Raw genomic sequence first — 22,234 nt, forward strand, 5'->3', positions numbered from 1 at the left:
AGTTATCTATCTCTTTAGTAGTAACTCTTCAATACTTGACCCATGTCCATAGAGGCTATCAATCGCCAAACAGATTTATCTCGGCGATATGAATATGAGCAATGTTGAGGATGAACTTATGAACGCACAAATCCCATGTAAAAAGCTACTACTCGCCAGCATGATAACCATGTTGGTTGCATGTGGTAGTGATAATGATGATACCACCCCACCTGTAGAGAATACTCCACCTGTTGCCGTCGCTGATGCCGCAAATGTCCTTGCATCAGCAGTCGTGACCATCGATGTATTGGCAAACGATACCGATGCTGATGGCGATTCGCTAACTATTGTTTCTGTTGATTCAGGTAGTGCCGTTATTAAAGATGGCAAAGTTGACTTTACCGCAGGCAGCGATGCCGGTGAGGTGAAGTTTAACTACACCATCACTGACGGTACTGATGAAGCGTCTGCTGTTGTTACCGTTACTGTTGAAGCACTGCCAGAGCCAGAAGTATTAGCTTATGTTGGTTCGGCATCTTGTGCTAGTTGCCACAGTGGCAAACATGAATCTTTTGTTAAGACTGGTCATAACTTTAAGATCATGAAAAACCCTGGAAATGATGCTCCTGTATTCCCATATACCCCAGCAACAACCATTATTGGCGCTATCGATCTATTGGTCGATTCAGTACCCAATAATGTTTTAGGTGCACCAACAAGTTATGACGAAGTCACATATACAGTCGGTGGTTACGGTTGGAAAATGCGCTGGTTAGACAAAGATGGCTACATCGTTACCGGTAAAGATGTGCAATACAACATTCGAAACTCTGCCGGAGAATTGAATATTCCTGATAATCATCCAGGCGATGCGGATGTTATGGGCAATTACAAGGATACCGAGTTCAATGTTCAATATAGCTGTGGTAACTGTCATACAACGGGTTGGAAGCGCACGACTGATGTAGCTGGTGGCGATACTCGCAGCCCATTACGCCAAGATGACTTACCGGGCATGAATGGTACTTTTGCTGAGCAAGGTGTGCAGTGTGAGTCTTGTCACGGTGCGGGTAGTTTCCATGTTAAGTCTCCTTCAAAAGACAATATCACTAAGATTGCGGTCGCACGTATTACCGATGATTTCTTAGCTGAAGATATGGCTTACGGTAAGGCTGTTACTTGTGCCGAATGTCATACACGTGATGGTGAGAAAGATTACCCATCGTTTGTGAGCCATTACAACGAAGCCTTCCCTGATGGCAGCAAAGTCGGTGGCCGTATTATCTCTAAAGGCGGTTTATCAAAGCATCACCAAACTGCCGATGAGATGTTAGGTGTCGTTCCTGAAGATTATGGCACTTATAAAGCGGGTGACGAAATTGGCCCTAAGAGTGGCATGGCATGTACCTCTTGTCATGATTCTCACAAGTCTACCTTGAATGCAGATAGTGCTGATGGCCTGCACACTGGCGCAGTGAAAGAGTGTACAGCTTGTCACAATGCTACCGAAGGTCCATTGAAAACAAAAGAGTTCGCTCAGAATACTCATGCCGCCGCTCCTCATGCCGCCGCAGCATGTACTGACTGTCATATGCCGAAACTGGCTAAGAGTGCAGTTAAGACAGCACCAAGACAAGGTGGAGGAGCTACGGTATTTGGTGATGTGAAGTCTCACTTGTTCACTGTCGACCTAGACCCAACAGCAAAGCAGTTCACCGCCGATGGTAAGTTCCAAATGCCTTGGGCAACCGCTGAGTTTACTTGTGGTAACTGTCACGAAAAATATACAGAAAGAGCAGCTGCACTACCTAAAATCCATAAGTAGTCAGTAAGCTTACCTTTATTATCCCTGCCAAAAGCCGCTCTATTTCATCATTAGAGCGGCTTTTTCATGTGTTGAACTTCTGCTTACCCACCCACTTAAGATAAACAAAGGTTAATATACTAGAGCGTACTCCTTTAACTCATTTTGCTATGGTTAACACTAAGCGTTGAAGAAGGGTTCATGTAGAGTTGACTAAAAGGGAGCTGAGATAGATGAAATTATGGCAAAGAGTGGGCTTATTACTACTGCTAATATTGACTGCGCTGGCGTGTTACGCCGTTGGCTTTGCATCAGGCGCTAAAGGGGTACTGATCTTAGGTGTGGCTTTAGAGATCGCATTCTGGTTTGGCTTACTGCAAAAGAAACCGCAGCAGCTACCGAAATCCACAGCAGCTAATTGAACTTACTTGGAATTAAGTTATACCGCTCCGATTCAATATCAGTTCGGCTTTTTCCCTTAATGAAGAGCTGGACAATATATAGAGATAAGCTCACTTCGCATAACCATTGCGATATATCCATTTCTGCCTTGTATTGGCTACAGGTGGGAGTGATTATCTCGTCAATGCGCTTTTGGCGCGGTGTAGTATTGAAAATGCTTGAGGTTTCTGAACTGAACCGATATTTATTGAGATGGCGTTGAATAGTGACAAAAAAGCCTGCATTAAGCAGGCTTGTTATGGGTCAAGGAGGTTAGCGGTTACTTTTTGTTGTGAACTGGCTTCTCATCAATTATCACTGGTACATCGTAAGACTTACCTTCGCGAATAATGGTGATTTTAACTTCCATACCAGGTTTTGTTTCAGCGATTCTATCCATCAACATCTCAACGCCCGGTATCGCTTCACCTTGATAATGCGTTATTACATCACGGATTTGCAGTTGTGCTTTTGCCGCCGGACCGGCTGGGTCGATACTTGTCACTAGTACACCCGTTAAGTCTGGAAGATTAAGAATTTGTGTCATCACGGGACCAACCGCTTCACCACTAATACCTAAAGCACCACGAATAACGCGGCCATCTTTAACCAACTTACCCATAATGCTGTGAGCCAGTTTGATGGGGATTGCAAAGCTAATACCGTGAGTACCACTTTCTTTACCAACCTGAAAAGCCGCGGTGTTAATACCGACTAATTGGCCGGTAGTATCAATGAGTGCACCACCCGAGTTACCCGCATTAATCGCAGCATCAGTTTGTAGAAAATCAAGGTAACCAGAACTGAGTCCATTTCGACCCGTTGCACTAATAATGCCTTGGGTAATGGTTTGGCCTAAGTTGTAGGGGTTACCAATGGCCAATACGACATCACCCACTCTTGCTGGTACCTCGAGTCCAAGTGGCACGATAGGAAGATTATCGCCCTCGACTTTTAATACCGCTAAATCGGTTTCGGGATCGCTGCCAACCACTTCAGAGGTGAATTTTCTACCATCTTGCAACGCGACGACAATTTCGTCGGCTTGTTTAATGACGTGGTAGTTGGTAAGGATATAACCCTCTTTGCTCATGATAACACCTGAGCCCAATCCTTGTAATGAACTGGGTTTAAGCGGTTGTCTTTGATCAATGCTGAGGCTATAAATATTGACAACAGCGGGTGCCGCTCGGCGCACTGCGGTTGCAAAAGATAATTCGTTGCTGCTGGTTACCGCACGGCTCATTAAGCCATTAGTGAGGCTTTGCCCGGTAATTAAAGGCATCACAATAATGATAACCACAGCCATGATAAGGCCAAATGCTATGGCTTTACCGACATATATAAGAGTGTCTTTAATCATCATATTGGGAGTTAATACTGAAAAGATGAGTTAGATTAACATGTTTATACCCACCCTACCTGAAAATGCTGGATTCAGTGGGAATTTAATGGGCTTTAATCAAGGCATTGATTGCTACTAATGGTTGTTCCCTTAGTAAAATCGATAACACAGAGTAAAGCCCATTAAAACCCATCGCAGAAGGCCTCTGAAACGAGCACCTTCAAGTAGGATGGGTATATATTAAACACGCATACGAAAGCACTTTGACCGACAATAAAATAGCCGAGTATATTACTCGGCTATTCAGTTTACGCTGATGAACTTAGCGAAGGATCAAATATATGCTGGTGTTGTCTCGTTGTATTTTTAACGCGACAGAGCCTTTCTGCTCTTCAAACACTGACTTGAGTGATTTTAGGTTTTTCACTTTAGTGCGGTTTACACCCACAATAACATCACCTTTTATCAAACCACTCGCCGCTGCTGGTGAGCCCTGAGCTACATCGGTAATCGCGACTCCTGATGAGGCATCAGCATTTTCAAGTTTTGCACCTTGTAACATTGGGTGTACTGCCCCTGCGGCGGCTTCTGCTGTTTGGGTTGATTCTCCGAGTGTTGCGGTCACGGACTCTTCATCACCGTCACGGATCAGGCCAAATTCAACTTTGCTACCGGCGCCCATAGTGGCAACTTTGGCGCGTAGTTCTTGGAAACTCTTAATCTTGCGACCATTAACACTGGTAATAATGTCGCCTACTTTTATGCCTGCTTTGTCTGCAGCACTGTCTGGCATGACTTCATTAATGAAACCACCGTGCTGGGTGTCAATGCCAAAGCCTTTTGCCAGCTCACTGGTAAGGTCTTGACCTAATACCCCAAGTACGCCACGACGCACTTCACCATGTTCAATAATTTGGTCCACTAGGTTGTTGACCATGTTTGATGGTATCGCAAAACCGATACCAACGTTGCCGCCGCCTGGAGCGACAATCGCGGTATTGATACCGATGAGGTCACCATTTAAATTAACTAATGCCCCCCCGGAGTTACCACTGTTGATAGCTGCATCGGTTTGAATAAAGTTCTCAAGCATTTCAATGCCAAGGCCACTTCGGCCCATCGCACTGACAATACCCGATGTGACGGTTTGACCAAGACCAAACGGATTACCAATGGCTACCGCAAAATCTCCTACTTGTAGCTCGTCGGAGTCAGCGCGCTTAAGGGCTGTGAGGTTTTTGGCTTCGATTTTTAATAGGGCGATATCTGATTCGGTATCAGTACCAATGAGTTTTGCTTCAACTTCGCGGCCATCAGATAATCCGATAAGGATTTCATCAGCGCCCTCAATAACATGGTTATTAGTAACAATATAACCCTCTTTAGCATCGATGATGACGCCCGAACCTAGTCCTTTAAATGGACGCTCCTGTACTTGTTCTCTTGGTGCGTTAGGGCCAAAGAAATAGCGGAATGCATCAGGGACTTTTTGCTTAGAAACATGCGTGCCTGACACTGCTACGGCGACCACTGCTGGCGTCGTTTTATGTAACATAGGAGCTAAACTCGGTAAGAGTTCACCGCCGACGGCAAGAGGGATTGCGGCCTGAGATACAGTGGGGGCTAGCATTAAAGAAGCACTTAAAAAGGCTGCTGAAAGTAAGGATAATTTAGTCTTCATTTATACGTTGCTCCAATTTCGTCAATACTAATGTTTGCACGGTTCGGCACTGGTTTATCTTTAACAAAAGGTGAATGCCATGCAAATCATATAATCTGTTTTATATCATTCGTTATTGAGTCGGACTCAAGCGAGTATCAAAAAGTTCATCAATGATTAACAAAGGTTAATTTATCGATACATTCTCTATAGTGATGCAGTCTTTTCAGTATAGGTGCTATCGGTTGCTACGCTGCGGTTATCTACAGGCGCTAAATCAGCTAGATGTTTATCAGTCGTTGGGGAGGTTAATAAGCTCGCAGATGTATTCCATTGCTGGTTAACCTTATTGACTAGGTGGGTAAGTTCCGAGAGTTGTTTATAGTGGCCGTCAAAGTGATCTGATACTTCTTGCTTATATTGGTAAAGTTCCAGCTGAGTTTGCTCTAGCTGTTTATTTTGACTTTTGTCTTTATTTTTTATAGTTAAAACGGTATGCCCAACGTAGCCAAAAACGCTGCCTATAACGAAGGCTGCAAAGGTTAATGCCCATTCCATATTGACTCCAATGACGACTTTAAAAAGAGAGATGCTGCCAAATATACATGGCGGCTTTCGGCCGTGGTACTATTTACTGAAATAGTTTAATTATAATTAATCACCAAACAGTCCTGAACGGCTGATTTGTGTTTGTTCCTTACCTACAGATAGAGAATGATTTACGTGTCGCATTTAACTCCTTGGCAGCATTATCAACAAGATTTAACTCGAGATGACTTTTCCCACGACGTTGCACAAGAAGAAGCGGTAAAGCAACTGCAACGAGTGTACGACGATCTTATCGCACTGAATAGCCAAGGACGCAGCAAGAGTAAGCTGTTTTCTCTATTTGGGACAAAATCAAAGCAAAGTGTACAAGGGCTCTATTTATGGGGCGGAGTGGGTCGCGGTAAGACGTATCTAATGGATACCTTTTTTGATTCTCTTCCGGGTGAAAAAAAGCTGCGTGCGCATTTCCATCGATTTATGCATCAATTACATATTGATTTGGCACAGCTACAAGGGCAACGTGATCCGCTGGTCATTATCGCTAAAAAAATGGCGACACAATATCAAGTGATCTGCTTTGATGAATTCTTTGTCTCTGATATTACTGACGCAATGTTGTTAGGATCCTTGTTTGAATCCTTGTTTGCTGAAGGCGTCGCCTTAGTCGCGACGTCTAACATCATCCCTGACGAACTGTATCGCAATGGTCTGCAGCGGGCTAGATTCCTACCCGCGATTGCTGCTATTAATAAGTATTGCGATATTTTAAATGTCGACTCAGGCATTGATTACCGACTAAGAACACTTGAGCAAGCTGAGATCTATCACTCACCATTAGATGCACAGGCTGAGCAAAACTTACAAGAGTATTTTGCGAAGTTAGCCCCGGAATCTGAGATCTCACAAGAAGGGGTGCTAATTGATGGCCGCGTCATTGAGATCCGTCAGCAAGCCCAAGGGGTATTGTTGATTGATTTTAGAGCGTTATGCGATGGCCCGCGCAGCCAACGAGACTATATGGAGGTTGCAAGACTTTACCATACGGTGTTGCTCAGTAACGTAGAGCAGATGGGCGAGCATTTAACCGGTGATGACATTGCACGTCGATTTCTAGCGATGGTAGATGAGTTTTATGAGCGTAATGTTAAATTAATTATTTCATCGGCAGTCTCTTTAGAGGAAATCTATACTAAAGGCTTACTGAATTTTGAATTTAAACGTTGTCGTTCCAGATTGACCGAAATGCAGTCCCACGATTATTTGGCGTTAGAGCATTTACCTTAAGTTTGAAGCCAATCACTCGCTGCTTTTTAACTTGATTATTTGTCTCTAAAACGACCTTATTTCCTACGTTATGAAGCGATCAGAGGGTCATCTGCAGCCTTGATAGATGAAACGTTTAAAAAGAGATAAGAATTTATCTAGAAATTAGGTGATTTTTAACTCATCTTTGTCTATAATCCGCCACCTGCCCTCGTTATCCACCACTCTAGGTGGAAGTTGTAAAGCCTAATTCTTTGCTCGAAGGGGCGGGGAAAGGCATTTTTTGTGTTTTTGCCAATAATGGCATTAGCATGTGAGACAGAATTTTAACATTGGGTTTTTGTAAAATGAAGACTACTTTTACTGCTACACCAGAAACAGTCACTCGTGATTGGTTCGTCGTTGACGCCGAAGGTAAAACTTTGGGTCGTATCGCTACTGAAATAGCTTCTCGCCTACGCGGAAAGCATAAGCCAGAGTATACGCCTCATGTTGATACTGGTGACTACATCATCGTTATTAACGCTGAGAAAGTTACCGTGACTGGAAACAAAGCCAAAGGCAAAGTTTACTATTCACACTCTGGTTTCATCGGTGGCATTAAGCAGATAACTTTTGAGAAGCTGCAAGCTCATAAGCCTGAAATGATTATCGAAAAGGCTGTTAAGGGTATGCTACCTAAAGGCCCATTGGGCCGTGCCATGTTCCGTAAGCTTAAAGTTTACGCTGGTACAGAGCATAACCACGCTGCACAACAACCTCAAGTACTTGATATCTAAACGGGATTATAGCAATGGCTGCAACTCAATACTACGGCACTGGCCGTCGCAAAACTTCTACTGCTCGTGTATTCGTTAAAGTAGGTACTGGTAACATTATCGTTAACCAGTTACCTCTAGACGAATATTTCGGTCGTGAAACTTCTCGCATGGTTGTTCGTCAGCCTCTAGAGCTAGTTGAAATGACTGACAAGCTAGACATCATGGTAACTGTTAAGGGTGGTGGTAACACTGGCCAAGCAGGCGCTATTCGTCACGGTATTACCCGTGCGTTGATGGAAATTGACGAGACTCTACGTCCTTCTCTACGTGCTGCTGGTTTCGTTACCCGTGATGCTCGTAAAGTTGAGCGTAAGAAAGTTGGCCTACGTAAAGCACGTAAGAAGCCACAATTCTCTAAGCGTTAATTTTCGCTTTCAGAATTCAAAAAGCCCAGCTATATGCTGGGTTTTTTATTGCCTAGAAATTACCGCTTTGCCTAATCACAATACTTATCAACTTAGTCTGCTTTTTCGAGCGACTCTTCATTCAGGTTGTTGCTTTTACACGTCCTGAACGCTTTCATTTGTATCGGCAAATAAAATCCCTCCGCAATGCACTGGCTAAACCTGTGGCAGATAACGGCTGAAATACGCATGTGCAGCTTTTACGTTGCCATATGTATGGAAGCTTGCCTTTTTGGCTCAGCACACACGACAGCACTATTGAGAGGGATTTTGATTAGCTTATTTGGCTTGTCGGTTATTACGACATTTATCTGAGGTCACACTTACTATAAGATGGCTGAAGAGCAACTCGGTAATCATAGTGGCTAGAGAAGCTGGCTATTAGGAGAGGTAAAGTGCTTTATATTCTTCAGTGTTCGGTACAGGAAATACTTTGTTATGTCTTTTGAGTTAATCATGCTTGCGTTAGGTTTAGTGCTCATCATTGAAGGAATTGGCCCCTTATTATTTCCCAATCGTTGGCGAGCGTATTTAAAAGAAATTTCCAATCAAAATCAGCAGCTTTTGCAACGTTTAGGTGGCTCTTTAGTCACCGTTGGTGTGATTATATTGATTATTTTTTCATAAAATACTTGCCTACCGCCCCTATAGATCTGCTAAAATCCCGTTTTAACCACTACCGTGCAGCAAATAATGGGCAAAAACGTTGTAGTTCTCGGCACCCAATGGGGTGACGAAGGCAAGGGTAAGATAGTAGATCTTCTTACCGAACAGGCTAAATATGTCGTTCGTTACCAAGGTGGCCACAATGCGGGTCATACTCTTGTTATCGATGGCGACAAGACCGTTCTTCATCTTATTCCATCAGGGATCTTACGCGATAATGTAAAATGCATTATTGGTAACGGCGTGGTGCTTGCACCTGACGCACTGATGACTGAAATTAACATGCTTAAAGAGCGTGGCGTACCTGTAGAGGAACGTTTATTAATTTCTGAAGCATGTCCTCTAATTCTTCCATTCCATTGTGCATTAGATATGGCCCGCGAAAAAGCGCGTGGCAATAAAGCTATCGGCACGACGGGTCGTGGAATTGGTCCAGCATATGAAGATAAAGTATCACGTCGCGGTTTGCGTGTAGGCGATCTGTTTAATGCAGAATTGTTTGCAGAGAAACTGAAGGAAGTGATGGCTTATCATAACTTCATGCTGACCGAATACTACAAGTGTGAAGCGGTAGATTACGAAGAGACATTGAAAGATGCTCTAGCAATTGCTGATTACTTGAAGAGTATGTGCGTCGACGTTTCTGAGCTTCTTGATCAGGCACGTAAAGCCGGTGAGCCAATTCTATTTGAAGGTGCTCAAGGCACGTTACTCGATATTGACCATGGTACTTATCCATTTGTAACCTCTTCTAATACTACCGCAGGTGGTGTTGCTACGGGTTCTGGATTTGGTCCTCGTCATCTAGATTACGTTTTGGGTATCATGAAGGCATACACCACTCGTGTTGGTGCAGGTCCGTTCCCTACGGAATTGAAAAACGAAATTGGTGACTACTTAGGTACTAAGGGTCATGAGTTTGGTGCGACTACAGGTCGTAAACGCCGTCCAGGTTGGTTAGATGTTGTCGCGATGAAGCGTGCAGTTCAAATCAACAGCGTAAGCGGCTTCTGCTTGACTAAACTAGATGTTCTAGACGGTCTTAAAGAAGTGAAGATTTGTGTTGGTTATGAGTATCCTGATGGAACTGTAGCAACTACAACACCGCTAGCAGCAGAAGGCTATGAGCAGGTTACGCCTGTTTTAGAAACTCTGCCTGGTTGGAGCGAAACAACTTACGGAGCGACTACTGTAGAGCAACTGCCACCGGCAGCAATCAACTACATTAAGCGTTTAGAAGAGTTGCTAGAAACGCCGATTGATATTATCTCAACGGGTCCGGATAGAAACGAGACCATGATTCTAGTGAATCCGTTTAGTTAATAAGAAGAGGCCGCGTTTAGCGGCCTTTTTATTAGCGGTTATTGATGTTTTACCGTCGTCGATAGTCTGTTTCGGTAAGGCCATGTATTAGTTGTTCTCCACAAATATCCTCCTGCACAGCGAAAATAACCTAATAGCACGGCCATTCTAGTTCGGTTAAATATCTCTATTATTTTACGACAATAATGCGTTATTAGCTTTTCCCTTAGCTCGCTCATCATCGCTCAAGACTGGTACTGCATTGATTATTCGCTATCATAGAGAGGCGAACAAAAGCTAAGTTCGAAAGATAAATAGCCCCCAGAGACTAATATTTAAAACCGCGTAATCAGAAATGGTTAATGTGCAGTTAGTACTCAAGAAATGCGGTATACTGCCGATGAGAAAAGACAGATGTGCTTAGAATTTGCTTTTAACAGACTCGATATTTAGTGCTTGAATTAACCCACTGTCATTGAGAGACCTTATGCTGCGTTATGTATTAATTATTGTATTATCGATAATTTCTTTGCCTAGTCTGGCGACTCCGAAAGCGGTAGACGTCTATACTCAAGAGCAACTTGTTGATTTAATTCGTACCAAAAGCTATTTAACCCAAGTTAAAGGCGATGACTGTCAAATTGTAGAAGATATTGAAGCAAGAGCTGAAGTGCTAAAGCAGCCTTTGTATCAGTATCTTTGGGCTGAAATGCTCAATCATGGGATCTGCGTAAAGGCCAATCCGCCGCGTGGGATCTCGATGTTAAAAACCTCAGCAGAGCAAGGCAGTGCTGAAGCCATGGTTAGAATGGCAGAGTATTACCATGACGGTAAATTCGTCATGGAAGATAAAGAACGTGCTGTGCACTATGTGCTACCAGCAGCCGCGACAGGTGATTTACCTGCGCGAATGATGTTGGTTCGGTTATTTGGTGAAGGCTATGGTAGCCCCCGCGATTATGAAACTGGTTTTCATTGGCTATACAACGAAGTTTTTAGCGATGAAACGGTACAAACCGAAGCAACCAATTTGTTAAAGGTGTTAGAGGCAAAAATGCCGCCCAGCGCAATAGCTAGGGCAAAGAAAGAACACCTGAGAACGCAACAATAAGCATAGCTGAGAGCAGCCATGCCAATAATTTGGAAAATGAATGATACAAGATCCGCATATTAAGCGAGAGCAAGAAAACTACGAGAACCCGATCCCAAGTCGCGAGTATATTTTAGAATACTTACGCTCTCAAACGTCACCCCTTACCCGTGAACACATTGCAAACGCACTTAAAATCGAAGGCGAAGAACAGCTAGAAGCTATCCGTCGTCGTTTGCGTGCAATGGAGCGTGACGGTGAACTCGTATTTACTCGCGGTAAATCATATGGCTTACCAGAAAGAATGGATTTGCTAACAGGCACCGTCATAGGCCATCGCGATGGCTTTGGATTCTTAAAGTTAGCAGAGGGTGGAGACGACCTTTATATTAATAACCGTGACATGATGATGTATTTTCACGGTGACAAAGTACTGGCACAAAAAGCAGGCGTTGACCGTAAAGGGCGTCGTGAAGCTAGAATTGTACGTTTAGTTGAACAACGGAGCGCCGCACTTGTTGGCCGCTTCCATCTTGATGCTGGTATGGGCTTCGTTATCGCTGACGATCGTCGTGTCACTCAAGAGATACTGATCGCTGAAGAAGACCGTTTAGGCGCGAGACAAGGCGATATCGTTGTTTTAGAACTCACTCGTCGACCTGGACGCTATGTTAAAGCGGCCGCAAAAGTGACCGAAGTACTTGGCCAGCAAATGGCGCCGGGCATGGAAATTGAGATAGCACTACGCAATTATGACTTACCACACGAGTGGTCTGCACTGATTGAAAAGAAGCTTAAAAAGATCCCTGATGAAGTGACCGACGCGGACAAAGAAGGTCGTGTCGATCTACGTCAATTGCCTTTAGTCACGATTGATGGTGAAGACGCGCGAGACTTCGATGATGCAGTGTACGCCGAGAAGAAAAAGTCAGGTGGCTGGCGCTTATGGGTAGCCATTGCTGATGTGAGCCATTATGTGCGCACAGAGTCTGCATTAGACAGAGAAGCCCGTTCACGTGGCAACTCGGTTTACTTCCCATCGCAAGTGATCCCGATGTTGCCAGAGAAGATCTCTAATGGATTATGTTCTTTGATGCCAGAGGTCGACCGTCTTTGCATGGTTGCTGAGATGACCATCTCTGCCGCTGGCAAGTTATCAGGATATAAGTTTTACCCTGGCGTTATGCACTCTCATGCCCGTCTAACCTATACCCAGGTAGCGGATATGCTTGAAGGCGGTGAGGTGAGTGATAAGCTTAAACCTATCTTCCCTCATCTGCAGACACTGCAATCTCTGTATCTGACATTAGATGGGATTCGTGCAGACCGTGGTGCCATTGCTTTTGAAACCACAGAAACGCAGTTTGTATTTAATGAACAGCGTAAAATCGATAAAATCATACCGCGAAATCGTAATCAAGCGCATAAGATCATTGAAGAATGCATGATCTTAGCCAATGTTGCCTCTGCTAAGTTTGTTAAAAAGCACAAAGGTGAGGTGTTATATCGCGTACATGAATCACCATCGGAACAAAAGCTAACCAACTTTAAGGATTTCCTTAAAGAGCGTGGCTTGACGATGGAGGGTGGACTCGAGCCGACACCAAAAGATTACCAAGCGGTAATGGAGCAAATTGCCGACAGACCGGACGCTGAGCTTATTCAAATAATGTTACTGCGTTCAATGAAGCAAGCAACATATACCCCCGATAACGAAGGGCATTTCGGTCTAGCATTGGAAGAGTATTCGCACTTTACTTCACCAATACGCCGTTATCCTGACTTGATTTTGCACCGAGTGATCCGTTACTTGTTAGCAAAAGAAGAGGGCAATCTTGCCGACCAGTGGACTGCTGACGGTGGTTTCCAATACAAGATTGAAGAACTTGATCAGCTGGGTGTTGAGTGTTCTACCACAGAGCGACGCGCAGATGAAGCCACTCGAGATGTGAGTGATTGGCTCAAATGTGAGTTTATGCAAGACCATGTTGGTGACACGTTTGAAGCCGTTATCGCATCCGTGACTCACTTTGGTATGTTTGTACGCCTCAATGATCTATTCATCGACGGGTTAGTGCATATCTCTAGCCTTGGCAGTGATTATTATCAGTACGATAATATGCGCCAACGCTTAGTGGGTGAAGCATCTGGACAAGTGTATCAAATTGGCGATACGGTCACGGTAAAAGTGGCGGCCGTCAACCTCGATGATCGCCAAATCGACCTGATGATGGAAGGTGACTCTGCTGGTGGGAAACGCCGTAAGCCGAGTAAGCCAATGACCGCCAGAGAGCGCGTCAATCGTGAAGGCGCTAAGATTGCCGATAAAGAAAAGAGCGCTTCTAAAGGCAAGCGTACAAGTGGTGGTAGAAGTGGATCCAAAGCGACATCGGGTTCAAAATTTGCAACCAAAAACAAATCAAGCAGTGGTAGCCAAGCTCCCACGACTAAGACCAAAGCTTCAGCAACAAAGTCTTCGGCTAAAAAAGCCAAGCCAGCGAAGCGTAAAACGAGTAAGAAATAGATGAAAAAGCAAGATATTACCTTTGGTTTGCATGCCGTTGAATCTGTATTACAGAATAGCCCTGAGCGTGTTATCGAAATGTGGGTGTTACAAGGACGCGATGATAAGCGACTGACTCCGATATTAGAAATTGCAGCGGAATGGGGCGTGACAATACAGTATGCGTCACGTAAAGCGTTAGATGATAAGTCTGCTGGCGGTCAACACCAAGGTGTTGTGGCTAAAGTCAAAGTAGCCAAAATTCTCAATGACAGCGATCTCAATGCGATGTTGGAAGAGACCGAAACACCTTTCTTATTGATTTTGGACGGAGTAACCGATCCACACAATTTGGGTGCTTGTTTACGTAACGCCGATGCTGCAGGTGTACAAGGTATTATTGTACCGAAAGATAACTCTGTTGGTTTGACACCTGTTGTCAGCAAAGTGGCTTGTGGCGCCGCTGAGATTGTTCCGTTATATCAAGTGACTAACTTGGCGCGAACCATGCGTAGTTTACAGGATAAAGGTATATGGATTATTGGCGCGGCAGGTGAAGCTGATTGTGAGCTTTTTCAAGCAAGTCTAACGGGCCCTATTGCTATTGCGATGGGCTCAGAAGACAAAGGCCTTCGCCGTCTAACACGTGAGAGTTGCGACACTTTAGTGTCTATTCCTATGGCGGGTAGTGTTTCAAGCTTAAACGTGTCAGTGGCGACAGGTGTCTGCTTATTCGAAGCGGTACGTCAACGTCTTACTAAGACTAAGTAAGCAACCTATTACGGTCTAGTTTTCCGTATAAGCGCTTAATATTAAATGCCGATGGGGTTTGTGCCTCATCGGCATTTTTGTATTTGGATGTTTTCAAATTAGACTGATTTGCTCGTGATGGTAGAAGGGTGACAGAGTTGAGCATTGGTTTTTATTTAATTGCTATTTAACTTTAATACAACATGCAGTAACTTAGTCGGACTCACTAGAAGAACAGGATGCCTTAATGCGAAATCCAATTTTATCCTTATGCGTGCTAAGTTCAATTGCCGCTGCAGCCCCGACTTTTGCTGAAGAAGATAAATACCTATGGTTAGAAGATGTAGAGGGCGCGAAGCCTTTGGAGTGGGTTAAGCAACAAAATGCTATCTCTGCGAAGGAAATCAAAGCCTATAACGGCTTTGATGGATTAGTCAGCAACAGTTTAGCGATTCTGAACAATAAGGAACGCATCCCGTATGCAAGCCGCATGGATGGCTTTCTTTATAACTTTTGGAAAGATGAAAACCACGTGCGTGGTATTTATCGTCGAACGACGATGGAAGAGTACACCAAGGCTGAACCCCAATGGGAGACGGTGTTAGATATTGATGCCTTAGGCAAGGCTGAAGGCGTTAAGTGGGTTTATAAAGGCATGAGTTGTCGTTATCCCGATTATGACCGTTGTCTGGTGTCGCTATCACGCGGTGGAGCGGATGCAGTTGAGGTACGGGAGTTTGATTTAACGAGTAAGTCATTTGTCGATAAAAAGCAGCAGCCCTTTGCCTTAGATGAAGCTAAATCTAGTGTTAGTTGGATAGATAAAAACACCGTTTTTGTTGGAACTGATTTTGCTGATGGCAACAGCCTTACCGATTCAGGCTATCCTAGAGTGGTTAAGCAGTGGCAGCGAGGAACACCTTTATCTGCTGCAAAAACTATTTTTAGCGGTGATAAAACATCAGTAGCAGTCTCCGGCTATGTCATTTATGACGACAAAAAATCGCTACAGTTAGTATCTGAAAGCCTTACTTTTTATACCGCGCAGCACTATGCATATCGCAATGACAAACTCATTGCTTTGCCATTGCCAATAGATACGGATATTAAAGGCTATTTCAATGATCAGCTTTATATCGAACTTAAAAGTGACTTAACGATAGCAGGTAAGACTTTTAAGCAAGGCGCTATTGTTTACACGGATCTCGATAAGCTTATCGCTCAGAAACCAGAATTTAGTGTCTTGGTTGAGCCAACTGCAACAGCTTCAATTTCACAAGTACGATTCACTAAAAGCACCATTCTTATTACTTGGCTCGATAACGTTAAAAGTAAGTTGATGCGTTACGTGCAAAAGAAGGGTCAATGGCAAGCCGAACAAGCCCCATTTGCAGTAAACGGCACATTGAGTGTGTTTGGTGGTGAAGATAACAGTGATGAGGTTTTTGTTGATTACACCAGTTTCTTGGAGCCAGCAAGTCTGTATTTGTTCGATAGCAACAGCATGAAGGCTAAAAAAATAAAGGCAATGAAACAGCAGTTTGCTGCTGATAAGTTTGAGACTAAGCAATATTTCGCTATATCAAAGGACGGCACTAAAGTGCCTTATTTTGTGGTCATGGCTAAAAATCTGACGCTAGATGGCACTAATCCAACATTACTTTATGGCTATGGCGGTTTTGAAATCTCATTACGCCCATCATATTCAGCAACCATCGGTAAAAATTGGCTTGAGCAAGGCGGCGTATATGTCTTGGCTAATATTCGCGGTGGTGGTGAATATGGCCCCGCATGGCATCAAGCAGCACTCAAAGAAAATCGCCATAAAGCTTATGAAGATTTTGAAGCAATAGCGCAGGATTTAATTGCCAGAAAAATCACCTCAAGTAAACATTTAGGGATCCAGGGGGGCAGCAATGGCGGCCTACTCATGGGCGCGGCGTTTACACGTAAGCCAGAGCTATATAATGCGGTAGTTTGCCAAGTGCCGTTGCTCGATATGAAGCGCTACAATAAATTGCTCGCGGGTGCGAGTTGGATGGGCGAATATGGCGACCCTGATATCCCCGCTGAGTGGGATTATATTAAAGAATTCTCGCCATACCATAATTTAAAGGCGAACACGGCTTACCCTAAAGTGTTCTTTACCACTTCAACTCGAGATGATCGTGTTCATCCCGCGCATGCGCGTAAAATGGTGGCGAAAATGGAAGGTATGGGGATAGACGTGTTGTATTACGAAAATATAGAGGGTGGTCATGCCGGGGCGGCAGATAATAATCAAGCTGCTGAATTAAGCTCAATGGTCTATGCCTATTTAATGCAGCAACTTAGGTAGTCTGGACGTTAAGCCATTCAGCTAGACGATACGAGTAAAAAATAATCTTAATGAAGCTGATTATGTTTTTACTCGTATTGCTCACACTTTGGGATAGCATTATTGTTTGCTTTAATGAATCAGATCGACGTTGATTTTCTACATTGATAACGTCGAGCCGCAACTTAAGTACTCAAGCCGTCACATCATTATTGAAAGGTATAAAGTAAATTAAAGGTAGTGATGGTATCTGTTTGTTTTGAGCCTTCTGGCACCACCTGAGTGTATTTGATATTGACACCAATCTTGAACGCCCAATCTTGAAAAAGAGTATTTTTGTAGCTCATATCTAGGGTTAGCGTGTTGTTATCTTCACCCGCTTCTGACGTCAAATCTGCATTCAGAGTCGTATATTCTTGTAGTTTTTGCTCAAACTTTGCCGCAGTACGGAGAATGACATCTTTATTTGCATCTGGCTCTGGAATGCTATCGGTGGCGATAGGCAAGTTATATCGATAACCTGGACCCACTTCTAAGCTTAATGTTGTACTAGAGTTGGCGATGGCATCGAAACCATAACCACCTGATATTGTTGATATACGTGTATAACTACCAAATTTATCCCAGGTAAAATCACCTCGACCAAAAACATAGCCACTATAGAATTTATAACTTGATTGAAGTTGTAGCTCATACTTTTCAGAGGTGGTCTTTTCATCATCGGCGGCAAAGTAGGCTTTAAAAGTACCTTCTTGTCGTGTCGCGTCCGTGTCATAAACAATTTTTGTTCTGCCGTTAAAGCTGCTCGATTGAGTGTTGCCCGTATTGAGTTGAAAGCCCGCTTCAATTTCAGCGGTTAAGTCACTTGGTGGCTCTTGATAGTCAGGCGGAACAAGTGCAAAGGCTGCTGGGGAGCAACAAAGAGCAAAGGCGGTAGTGAGGATTCTAGGCATTATTATTATTCTTGGTGTGTTGCTTTAGGTTGAAAGTAAAATCATGCAATGCGACATCATACCTAGAATCAACACTAGCGCAAACAAGATTCCAGCTTGAGATTAATGCCTATCGAATGAATGACTCCATTATTTGTCCTAAAGCTTATATATCCCCATAAACAACGTTACTTGACATACATAACAGGGCTTTTATGGCTAATTAGAGAGGAATAGGGGAATAAGGTGATTATTGCTTGAATTGTGCCGCTAGTTTATGTAAGATTCCGCGGCTTAAATCAGTCACTTTAATTAGTTCCTTGCCTCTATTAGGTTTGACTGAGCCAACAACGAGGCTAGATAACCGTAAGGAGCAAAAAATGCGTCATTATGAAATCGTATTTTTAGTTCACCCTGATCAGAGTGAGCAAGTGCCAGGTATGATCGAGCGTTACACTGGTATAATTACCGAAGCTGGTGGCCAAATCCACCGTTTAGAAGATTGGGGCCGTCGTCAATTGGCTTACCCAATCATCGAGTTGCATAAAGCTCATTACGTTCTTATTAACGTAGAAGCTACTGCAGAAACGGTTGAAGAGCTAGAAACAGCTTTCCGTTTCAACGACGCTGTTTTGCGTAGCATGGTTATGCGTACTAAAGCTGCCATGACTGAAGCATCTCCAATGGCTAAAGCTAAAGACGAACGCGATACACGTCGTTCATCTGAAGAGCGTGCACCAGCACCTCGCGCAGAAGCTACTGAAGAAGTTAAAGAAAGCGCTGAAAACACTGCTGAGTAAGTTTTTTTGTGACCACAAACCATTTTGTATTAGCAGGAACCATTACGCGTTCTAGACGATTTGATAGTCCAGCAGGCATTGCCCATACGGTATTGATGTTGGAACACAAATCTCAACGTTACGAAGCAGAAATGTTACGCAACGTTTATTGTCAAATTCAAGTTGTGTTGAGTGGTGAACGCTTTAATAGCGTTACAGAAAATCTGAAAGCCGGCGTTGAAATCCAAGTCGAAGGTTTCCTTAATCTGCAACAGAGCAGAAATGGTCAAAATCGTTTGGTTTTACACGCCGAAAATGTCGAATTGAAAACTTAGGAGACTGTCACATGGCACGTTATTTCCGTCGTCGCAAGTTCTGCCGCTTTACTGCAGAAGGCGTTACCGAGATCGATTACAAAGATATCGTTACTTTGAAGAACTATATCACTGAAAGTGGTAAAATTGTTCCAAGTCGTATCACTGGTACAAATGCTAAATATCAACGTCAACTAGCTCGCGCTATCAAGCGTGCTCGTTATCTTTCTCTACTGCCGTATACTGATTTACATCAGTAAACTGCATTAATTTAGAGGAATATAAAATGAACGTTATTTTACTTGATAAAATCGCTAACCTAGGCAACTTGGGTGACCAAGTTTCTGTAAAATCAGGTTACGCACGTAACTTCCTTTTACCACTAGGTAAAGCTGTTGTTGCTAACGCTGCTAACACTGAAGTCTTTGAAGCACGTCGTGCTGAATTAGAAGCTAAGTTAGCTGGCCAATTAGCTGCTGCTACATCTCGTGCAGAGATCATCAATGCACTTGAGTCTGTTGTTATCGCTTCTAAAGCTGGTGACGAAGGCAAGCTATTTGGATCTATTGGTAACCGTGACGTAGCTGATGCAGTTACTGCTGCTGGCGTTAAGCTTGCTAAAAGCGAAGTACGTCTACCATTAGGTGCATTGCGCAACACTGGTGACTTTGAAGTTGAAGTTCAACTTCATACTGAAGTTAAAGCTATTGTTAAGATTTCTGTTGTTGCAGAAGCTTAATATATTGCATTAATACCTTTTGGTATTAGCAAAGTTTTAATTTAAAACACCGCACTAATTTGATTAGCGCGGTGTTTTTTTATGTCTGAAAAGCAGGAAAAGCAGGAATAGCAGGAAAAGCAGGAATAGCAGGAATAGCAGGAATAGCAGGAATAGCAGGAATAGCAGGAATAGCAGGAATAACAGGAATAACAGGAATAACAGGGAAAGCGAGAAGAGTAGGGTGATGGAATGATTGTTGTGAATTAAAAAGGCATATCAGCTGCGCTGTATATGCCTTTTTTCAGTTTTATATTTGTTTAATTTCTAACTAAATCGAGCTCTTCGATTAAGTTGTCAGCATGATCTACTTCATCCATCATCCACAGTATGTATCGAATATCGACATGTACCGCTCGGGTAATTGTTGGGTTGAAGAACCAGTCTTTGGTAATGGCTTCGTAAGTCGAGTCAAAGTTAAGACCGACTAGCTCGCCTTTGCCGTTAAACACCGGTGAACCTGAATTACCACCAGTGGTGTCGACACTTGATAAGAAGTTGACGGGGACAGAGTTAAATTGTTCTGGCTTGTCTAAGCATGAGAATAGTCGGCATAACCAAGAAGCGGGATCTTGATAAACATTCTCTACTTTATGACTACCATAACGCTGTTCTTCAATCGCTTTTAATAGCTTAGCCGGTGCATTGAAAGGCTCGATGCCGGTACTTTTGGCTGGGATCCCTTCTAAGCGAGTAAACGGCTGCTTGTAGAGCGCATCTTTAGACTGGTATCCATCAACCATCCCGTAGGTGATCCGTAGCGTGCCGTTGGCATCAGGGTATACTGGCCAGTTATTTGATTTGTAGTAGGCGATAATGGCTTTCATGTAATCAGGACGTGCCATTGATAGCTGACCCGCCATTGTTTTTGCTTCCTTTTCGGCTGCCATATTTTTCTCATATAATGAGACTGCAAGGCGAATAAAAGGGTCAGCACTGGTTTCGAATACGCTTGCGTCAGCATCCATCCAAGCAAGTCGCTTCTGTTTATCCGTTAACGATGTTAGTGCATAAAGTGCATCCAATTTTTCAGACAATGTGATTTCAACATCCCCTTCATTTAGTGCTGCATCAAGTTCGCTAACACGAATATCTTGGTTTAGATAAGCTTCTAAGTCTTGTAACCATAGTGTTTTATCGACGCTAATGGCAAAGCTCGAATCAAGGCGTTTTAGGCGTGCTTTAAACATCTTCATGTCACGCTGTTGATAACCTTCTTCGCGCTTAGCATCGGGCTTGGTTTTCTCTTTTGCCAAACGGTACAGCTTGTTAGCGGTATCGAGTAGCGCGCTGCTTTGAGCACTGTCGAAATAGTAACGTGTTTGACGTTGTTTACGCTGCTCAACCAGTAAGGTTTCGAGCTCATCAAACTGAGTTTGAAAAGACATGTACGTTTTGTCTTGCGCTAACCAAGCTTTAAAATTATCTTCACGGGCTTGCTTAATGCCTGCTATATCGGTGGCTTTAAATCCATCGAGCAGTCCGTTGTACTTTTTCATACGGTTGGCCATGCCTGCAAGCTTACCCGCATATTTAATCTTAACGTCGTTATTCGCGGCGCTCATCGCTTCAATGGTATCGATGCGTAGCTGGTAGCGTGCTGCGAGTGTGGGGTATAACCAATCGCTGGCAAACTTGAGTTCACTTGTTAAGCGATAGCGGCTGGTTGAACCTGGATAACCGGCGACAAAAACACCGTCGCCAGCTTTAACACCGTCGGCGTTGATTTTTAGATAGCTCTTTGGCACATAAGGCACGTTGTCTTTGTTGAATATCGCAGGTTTACCATCTTTACCAACATAGGCACGTAAGAAGGTGAAATCAGCTGAATGGCGTGGGTATTCGTAGTTATCGATGTCACCGCCAAAAGCCGCGGCACTTTCTGGTGGCGCATATACCAAACGAACATCTCGTATAATGAGCTGTTTAGTGAGGTAGTATTCTAAGCCATTGTGAAAGCTTCGCACTGAGCAGCGATAGTTGTCATCACTTTCACACTCTTTAACCAGTGCCTTGCGGTTGGCTTGAATGTTTTCAAAGCGAACCAGTGGATCCTTGCCGATATCTTTTTTTACCTGTGCAGATACGTCGGTTACGGCTTCAGTAATATAAAGACGTTCATTAGGACCTGCAGTCGGTTCTTTATCTTTACTGCTTGCTAAAAAACCATCCGCGAGATAATTATGTTCTTTTTTACTGTTATATTGAATCGCGCGGTAGGCACAATGATGGTTTGTGACAACTAAGCCTTGGGGCGAAACAAAACTGGCGGTACAATAGCCCAAACCGACAACAGCGTTCATAGGGTAGCTCGTGAGATCCGCTAGCTGTTTAGCGGGAATATCAATACCACGTTCGCTAAGTTTGTCAGCGATTGAGGGCATTTGATACGGCTGCCACTGTCCTTCATCGGCCTTAACCACAGAGGATGACAACATCCCTGTAGAGAGAGCAATAGCGGCAATCAATGCATTGCGCATGTTCTTTCCTTATTTTGTTATTGTGTGTTTTTTACCTGCAGGTCGAATGTTGTT

Annotated in this window: 20 protein-coding genes; 15 read left to right on the forward strand and 5 right to left on the reverse strand. The window is 43.6% G+C overall.

Annotated elements, in window-relative coordinates; all coding sequences use genetic code 11:
* Positions 1-118: 118 nt before the first annotated feature.
* On the forward strand, positions 119-1,807 hold the full coding sequence (locus CXF86_RS12145; RefSeq protein WP_102039137.1) for an Ig-like domain-containing protein: 1,689 nt from the start codon (positions 119-121) through the stop codon (positions 1,805-1,807).
* Between the two features lie 212 nt (positions 1,808-2,019).
* Positions 2,020-2,208, forward strand: coding sequence for a hypothetical protein (locus tag CXF86_RS12150; RefSeq protein WP_102039109.1), 189 nt, complete (start codon positions 2,020-2,022; stop codon positions 2,206-2,208).
* A gap of 299 nt (positions 2,209-2,507) precedes the next feature.
* Here the strand turns inward: CXF86_RS12150 and degS are convergent, their stop codons facing one another.
* The 3 genes from degS to CXF86_RS12165 all read right to left on the reverse strand — a co-directional run bounded on the left by degS (position 2,508) and on the right by CXF86_RS12165 (position 5,790).
* Positions 2,508-3,593 (reverse strand): outer membrane-stress sensor serine endopeptidase DegS, encoded by a 1,086-nt coding sequence (degS, locus tag CXF86_RS12155; protein ID WP_102039110.1) that lies wholly within the window; start codon positions 3,591-3,593, stop codon positions 2,508-2,510.
* A gap of 301 nt (positions 3,594-3,894) precedes the next feature.
* Entirely contained in the window at positions 3,895-5,253 is a 1,359-nt protein-coding gene (locus CXF86_RS12160; RefSeq protein WP_102039111.1) for a DegQ family serine endoprotease, read from the reverse strand.
* A gap of 186 nt (positions 5,254-5,439) precedes the next feature.
* On the reverse strand, positions 5,440-5,790 hold the full coding sequence (locus CXF86_RS12165; RefSeq protein ID WP_101092594.1) for a ZapG family protein: 351 nt from the start codon (positions 5,788-5,790) through the stop codon (positions 5,440-5,442).
* Positions 5,791-5,955: 165 nt separating this feature from the next.
* Between CXF86_RS12165 and zapE the strand changes: the two genes are divergently transcribed.
* From zapE to CXF86_RS12210, 9 genes are all read left to right on the forward strand, one after another.
* Positions 5,956-7,065, forward strand: a complete 1,110-nt coding sequence (gene zapE / locus CXF86_RS12170) for a cell division protein ZapE (protein ID WP_102039138.1) — start codon at positions 5,956-5,958, stop codon at positions 7,063-7,065.
* 326 nt (positions 7,066-7,391) lie between these two features.
* On the forward strand, positions 7,392-7,823 hold the full coding sequence (rplM, locus tag CXF86_RS12175) for a 50S ribosomal protein L13 (protein WP_101092593.1): 432 nt from the start codon (positions 7,392-7,394) through the stop codon (positions 7,821-7,823).
* 14 nt (positions 7,824-7,837) lie between these two features.
* On the forward strand, positions 7,838-8,230 hold the full coding sequence (gene rpsI, locus CXF86_RS12180) for a 30S ribosomal protein S9 (RefSeq protein ID WP_101092592.1): 393 nt from the start codon (positions 7,838-7,840) through the stop codon (positions 8,228-8,230).
* Between the two features lie 477 nt (positions 8,231-8,707).
* A complete protein-coding gene (locus tag CXF86_RS12185) occupies positions 8,708-8,896 on the forward strand; it encodes a DUF2065 domain-containing protein (protein ID WP_101092591.1) in 189 nt (62 codons plus the stop codon).
* Positions 8,897-8,962: 66 nt separating this feature from the next.
* On the forward strand, positions 8,963-10,258 hold the full coding sequence (locus CXF86_RS12190; protein WP_102039139.1) for an adenylosuccinate synthase: 1,296 nt from the start codon (positions 8,963-8,965) through the stop codon (positions 10,256-10,258).
* Between the two features lie 466 nt (positions 10,259-10,724).
* Entirely contained in the window at positions 10,725-11,348 is a 624-nt protein-coding gene (locus tag CXF86_RS12195; protein ID WP_101092590.1) for a tetratricopeptide repeat protein, read from the forward strand.
* Positions 11,349-11,388: 40 nt separating this feature from the next.
* Positions 11,389-13,851, forward strand: a complete 2,463-nt coding sequence (gene rnr, locus CXF86_RS12200) for a ribonuclease R (protein WP_102039112.1) — start codon at positions 11,389-11,391, stop codon at positions 13,849-13,851.
* Positions 13,852-14,601, forward strand: a complete 750-nt coding sequence (gene rlmB, locus CXF86_RS12205) for a 23S rRNA (guanosine(2251)-2'-O)-methyltransferase RlmB (protein ID WP_102039113.1) — start codon at positions 13,852-13,854, stop codon at positions 14,599-14,601.
* Positions 14,602-14,827: 226 nt separating this feature from the next.
* Complete coding sequence (locus CXF86_RS12210) at positions 14,828-16,918, forward strand: prolyl oligopeptidase family serine peptidase (RefSeq protein WP_102039114.1); 2,091 nt, start codon at positions 14,828-14,830, stop codon at positions 16,916-16,918.
* Positions 16,919-17,106: 188 nt separating this feature from the next.
* On the opposite strand, the gene CXF86_RS12215 is transcribed toward CXF86_RS12210, so the two are convergent.
* Positions 17,107-17,850, reverse strand: a complete 744-nt coding sequence (locus CXF86_RS12215) for a DUF481 domain-containing protein (protein ID WP_101092586.1) — start codon at positions 17,848-17,850, stop codon at positions 17,107-17,109.
* Between the two features lie 359 nt (positions 17,851-18,209).
* Between CXF86_RS12215 and rpsF the strand changes: the two genes are divergently transcribed.
* Genes rpsF through rplI form a run of 4 tightly spaced genes read left to right on the forward strand, consistent with a single transcriptional unit; the run spans position 18,210 to position 19,661 of the window.
* Positions 18,210-18,629: a 30S ribosomal protein S6 gene (rpsF, locus tag CXF86_RS12220; protein ID WP_101092585.1), complete on the forward strand. Its 420-nt coding sequence runs from the start codon at positions 18,210-18,212 to the stop codon at positions 18,627-18,629.
* Between the two features lie 8 nt (positions 18,630-18,637).
* On the forward strand, positions 18,638-18,943 hold the full coding sequence (gene priB / locus CXF86_RS12225; protein WP_101092584.1) for a primosomal replication protein N: 306 nt from the start codon (positions 18,638-18,640) through the stop codon (positions 18,941-18,943).
* Between the two features lie 11 nt (positions 18,944-18,954).
* A complete protein-coding gene (gene rpsR / locus CXF86_RS12230) occupies positions 18,955-19,182 on the forward strand; it encodes a 30S ribosomal protein S18 (protein ID WP_005497284.1) in 228 nt (75 codons plus the stop codon).
* A gap of 26 nt (positions 19,183-19,208) precedes the next feature.
* Positions 19,209-19,661: a 50S ribosomal protein L9 gene (gene rplI, locus CXF86_RS12235; protein WP_101092583.1), complete on the forward strand. Its 453-nt coding sequence runs from the start codon at positions 19,209-19,211 to the stop codon at positions 19,659-19,661.
* Positions 19,662-19,960: 299 nt separating this feature from the next.
* On the opposite strand, the gene CXF86_RS12240 is transcribed toward rplI, so the two are convergent.
* Positions 19,961-22,180 carry a S46 family peptidase gene (locus tag CXF86_RS12240; RefSeq protein WP_101092582.1) on the reverse strand — a complete coding sequence of 740 codons (2,220 nt, stop codon included), beginning with the start codon at positions 22,178-22,180 and terminating at the stop codon, positions 19,961-19,963.
* Positions 22,181-22,234 lie beyond the last annotated feature (54 nt).

Source organism: Shewanella sp. GutCb, from assembly GCF_002836135.1.
Lineage (GTDB): Bacteria > Pseudomonadota > Gammaproteobacteria > Enterobacterales > Shewanellaceae > Shewanella.

Bases quoted from the DNA above. Each gene is read 5' to 3' on its own strand.
- degS (WP_102039110.1), bottom strand. From the start codon at position 3,593: ATGATGATTAAAGACACTCTTATATATGTCGGTAAAGCCATAGCATTT.
- CXF86_RS12185 (WP_101092591.1), top strand. From the start codon at position 8,708: ATGTCTTTTGAGTTAATCATGCTTGCGTTAGGTTTAGTGCTCATCATT.
- CXF86_RS12215 (WP_101092586.1), bottom strand. From the start codon at position 17,850: ATGCCTAGAATCCTCACTACCGCCTTTGCTCTTTGTTGCTCCCCAGCA.
- CXF86_RS12195 (WP_101092590.1), top strand. From the start codon at position 10,725: ATGCTGCGTTATGTATTAATTATTGTATTATCGATAATTTCTTTGCCT.
- rpsI (WP_101092592.1), top strand. From the start codon at position 7,838: ATGGCTGCAACTCAATACTACGGCACTGGCCGTCGCAAAACTTCTACT.
- rplM (WP_101092593.1), top strand. From the start codon at position 7,392: ATGAAGACTACTTTTACTGCTACACCAGAAACAGTCACTCGTGATTGG.
- CXF86_RS12160 (WP_102039111.1), bottom strand. From the start codon at position 5,253: ATGAAGACTAAATTATCCTTACTTTCAGCAGCCTTTTTAAGTGCTTCT.
- CXF86_RS12190 (WP_102039139.1), top strand. From the start codon at position 8,963: ATGGGCAAAAACGTTGTAGTTCTCGGCACCCAATGGGGTGACGAAGGC.
- CXF86_RS12165 (WP_101092594.1), bottom strand. From the start codon at position 5,790: ATGGAATGGGCATTAACCTTTGCAGCCTTCGTTATAGGCAGCGTTTTT.
- CXF86_RS12150 (WP_102039109.1), top strand. From the start codon at position 2,020: ATGAAATTATGGCAAAGAGTGGGCTTATTACTACTGCTAATATTGACT.
- rlmB (WP_102039113.1), top strand. From the start codon at position 13,852: ATGAAAAAGCAAGATATTACCTTTGGTTTGCATGCCGTTGAATCTGTA.
- CXF86_RS12145 (WP_102039137.1), top strand. From the start codon at position 119: ATGAACGCACAAATCCCATGTAAAAAGCTACTACTCGCCAGCATGATA.
- CXF86_RS12210 (WP_102039114.1), top strand. From the start codon at position 14,828: ATGCGAAATCCAATTTTATCCTTATGCGTGCTAAGTTCAATTGCCGCT.
- rpsR (WP_005497284.1), top strand. From the start codon at position 18,955: ATGGCACGTTATTTCCGTCGTCGCAAGTTCTGCCGCTTTACTGCAGAA.
- rpsF (WP_101092585.1), top strand. From the start codon at position 18,210: ATGCGTCATTATGAAATCGTATTTTTAGTTCACCCTGATCAGAGTGAG.
- CXF86_RS12240 (WP_101092582.1), bottom strand. From the start codon at position 22,180: ATGCGCAATGCATTGATTGCCGCTATTGCTCTCTCTACAGGGATGTTG.
- rplI (WP_101092583.1), top strand. From the start codon at position 19,209: ATGAACGTTATTTTACTTGATAAAATCGCTAACCTAGGCAACTTGGGT.
- rnr (WP_102039112.1), top strand. From the start codon at position 11,389: ATGATACAAGATCCGCATATTAAGCGAGAGCAAGAAAACTACGAGAAC.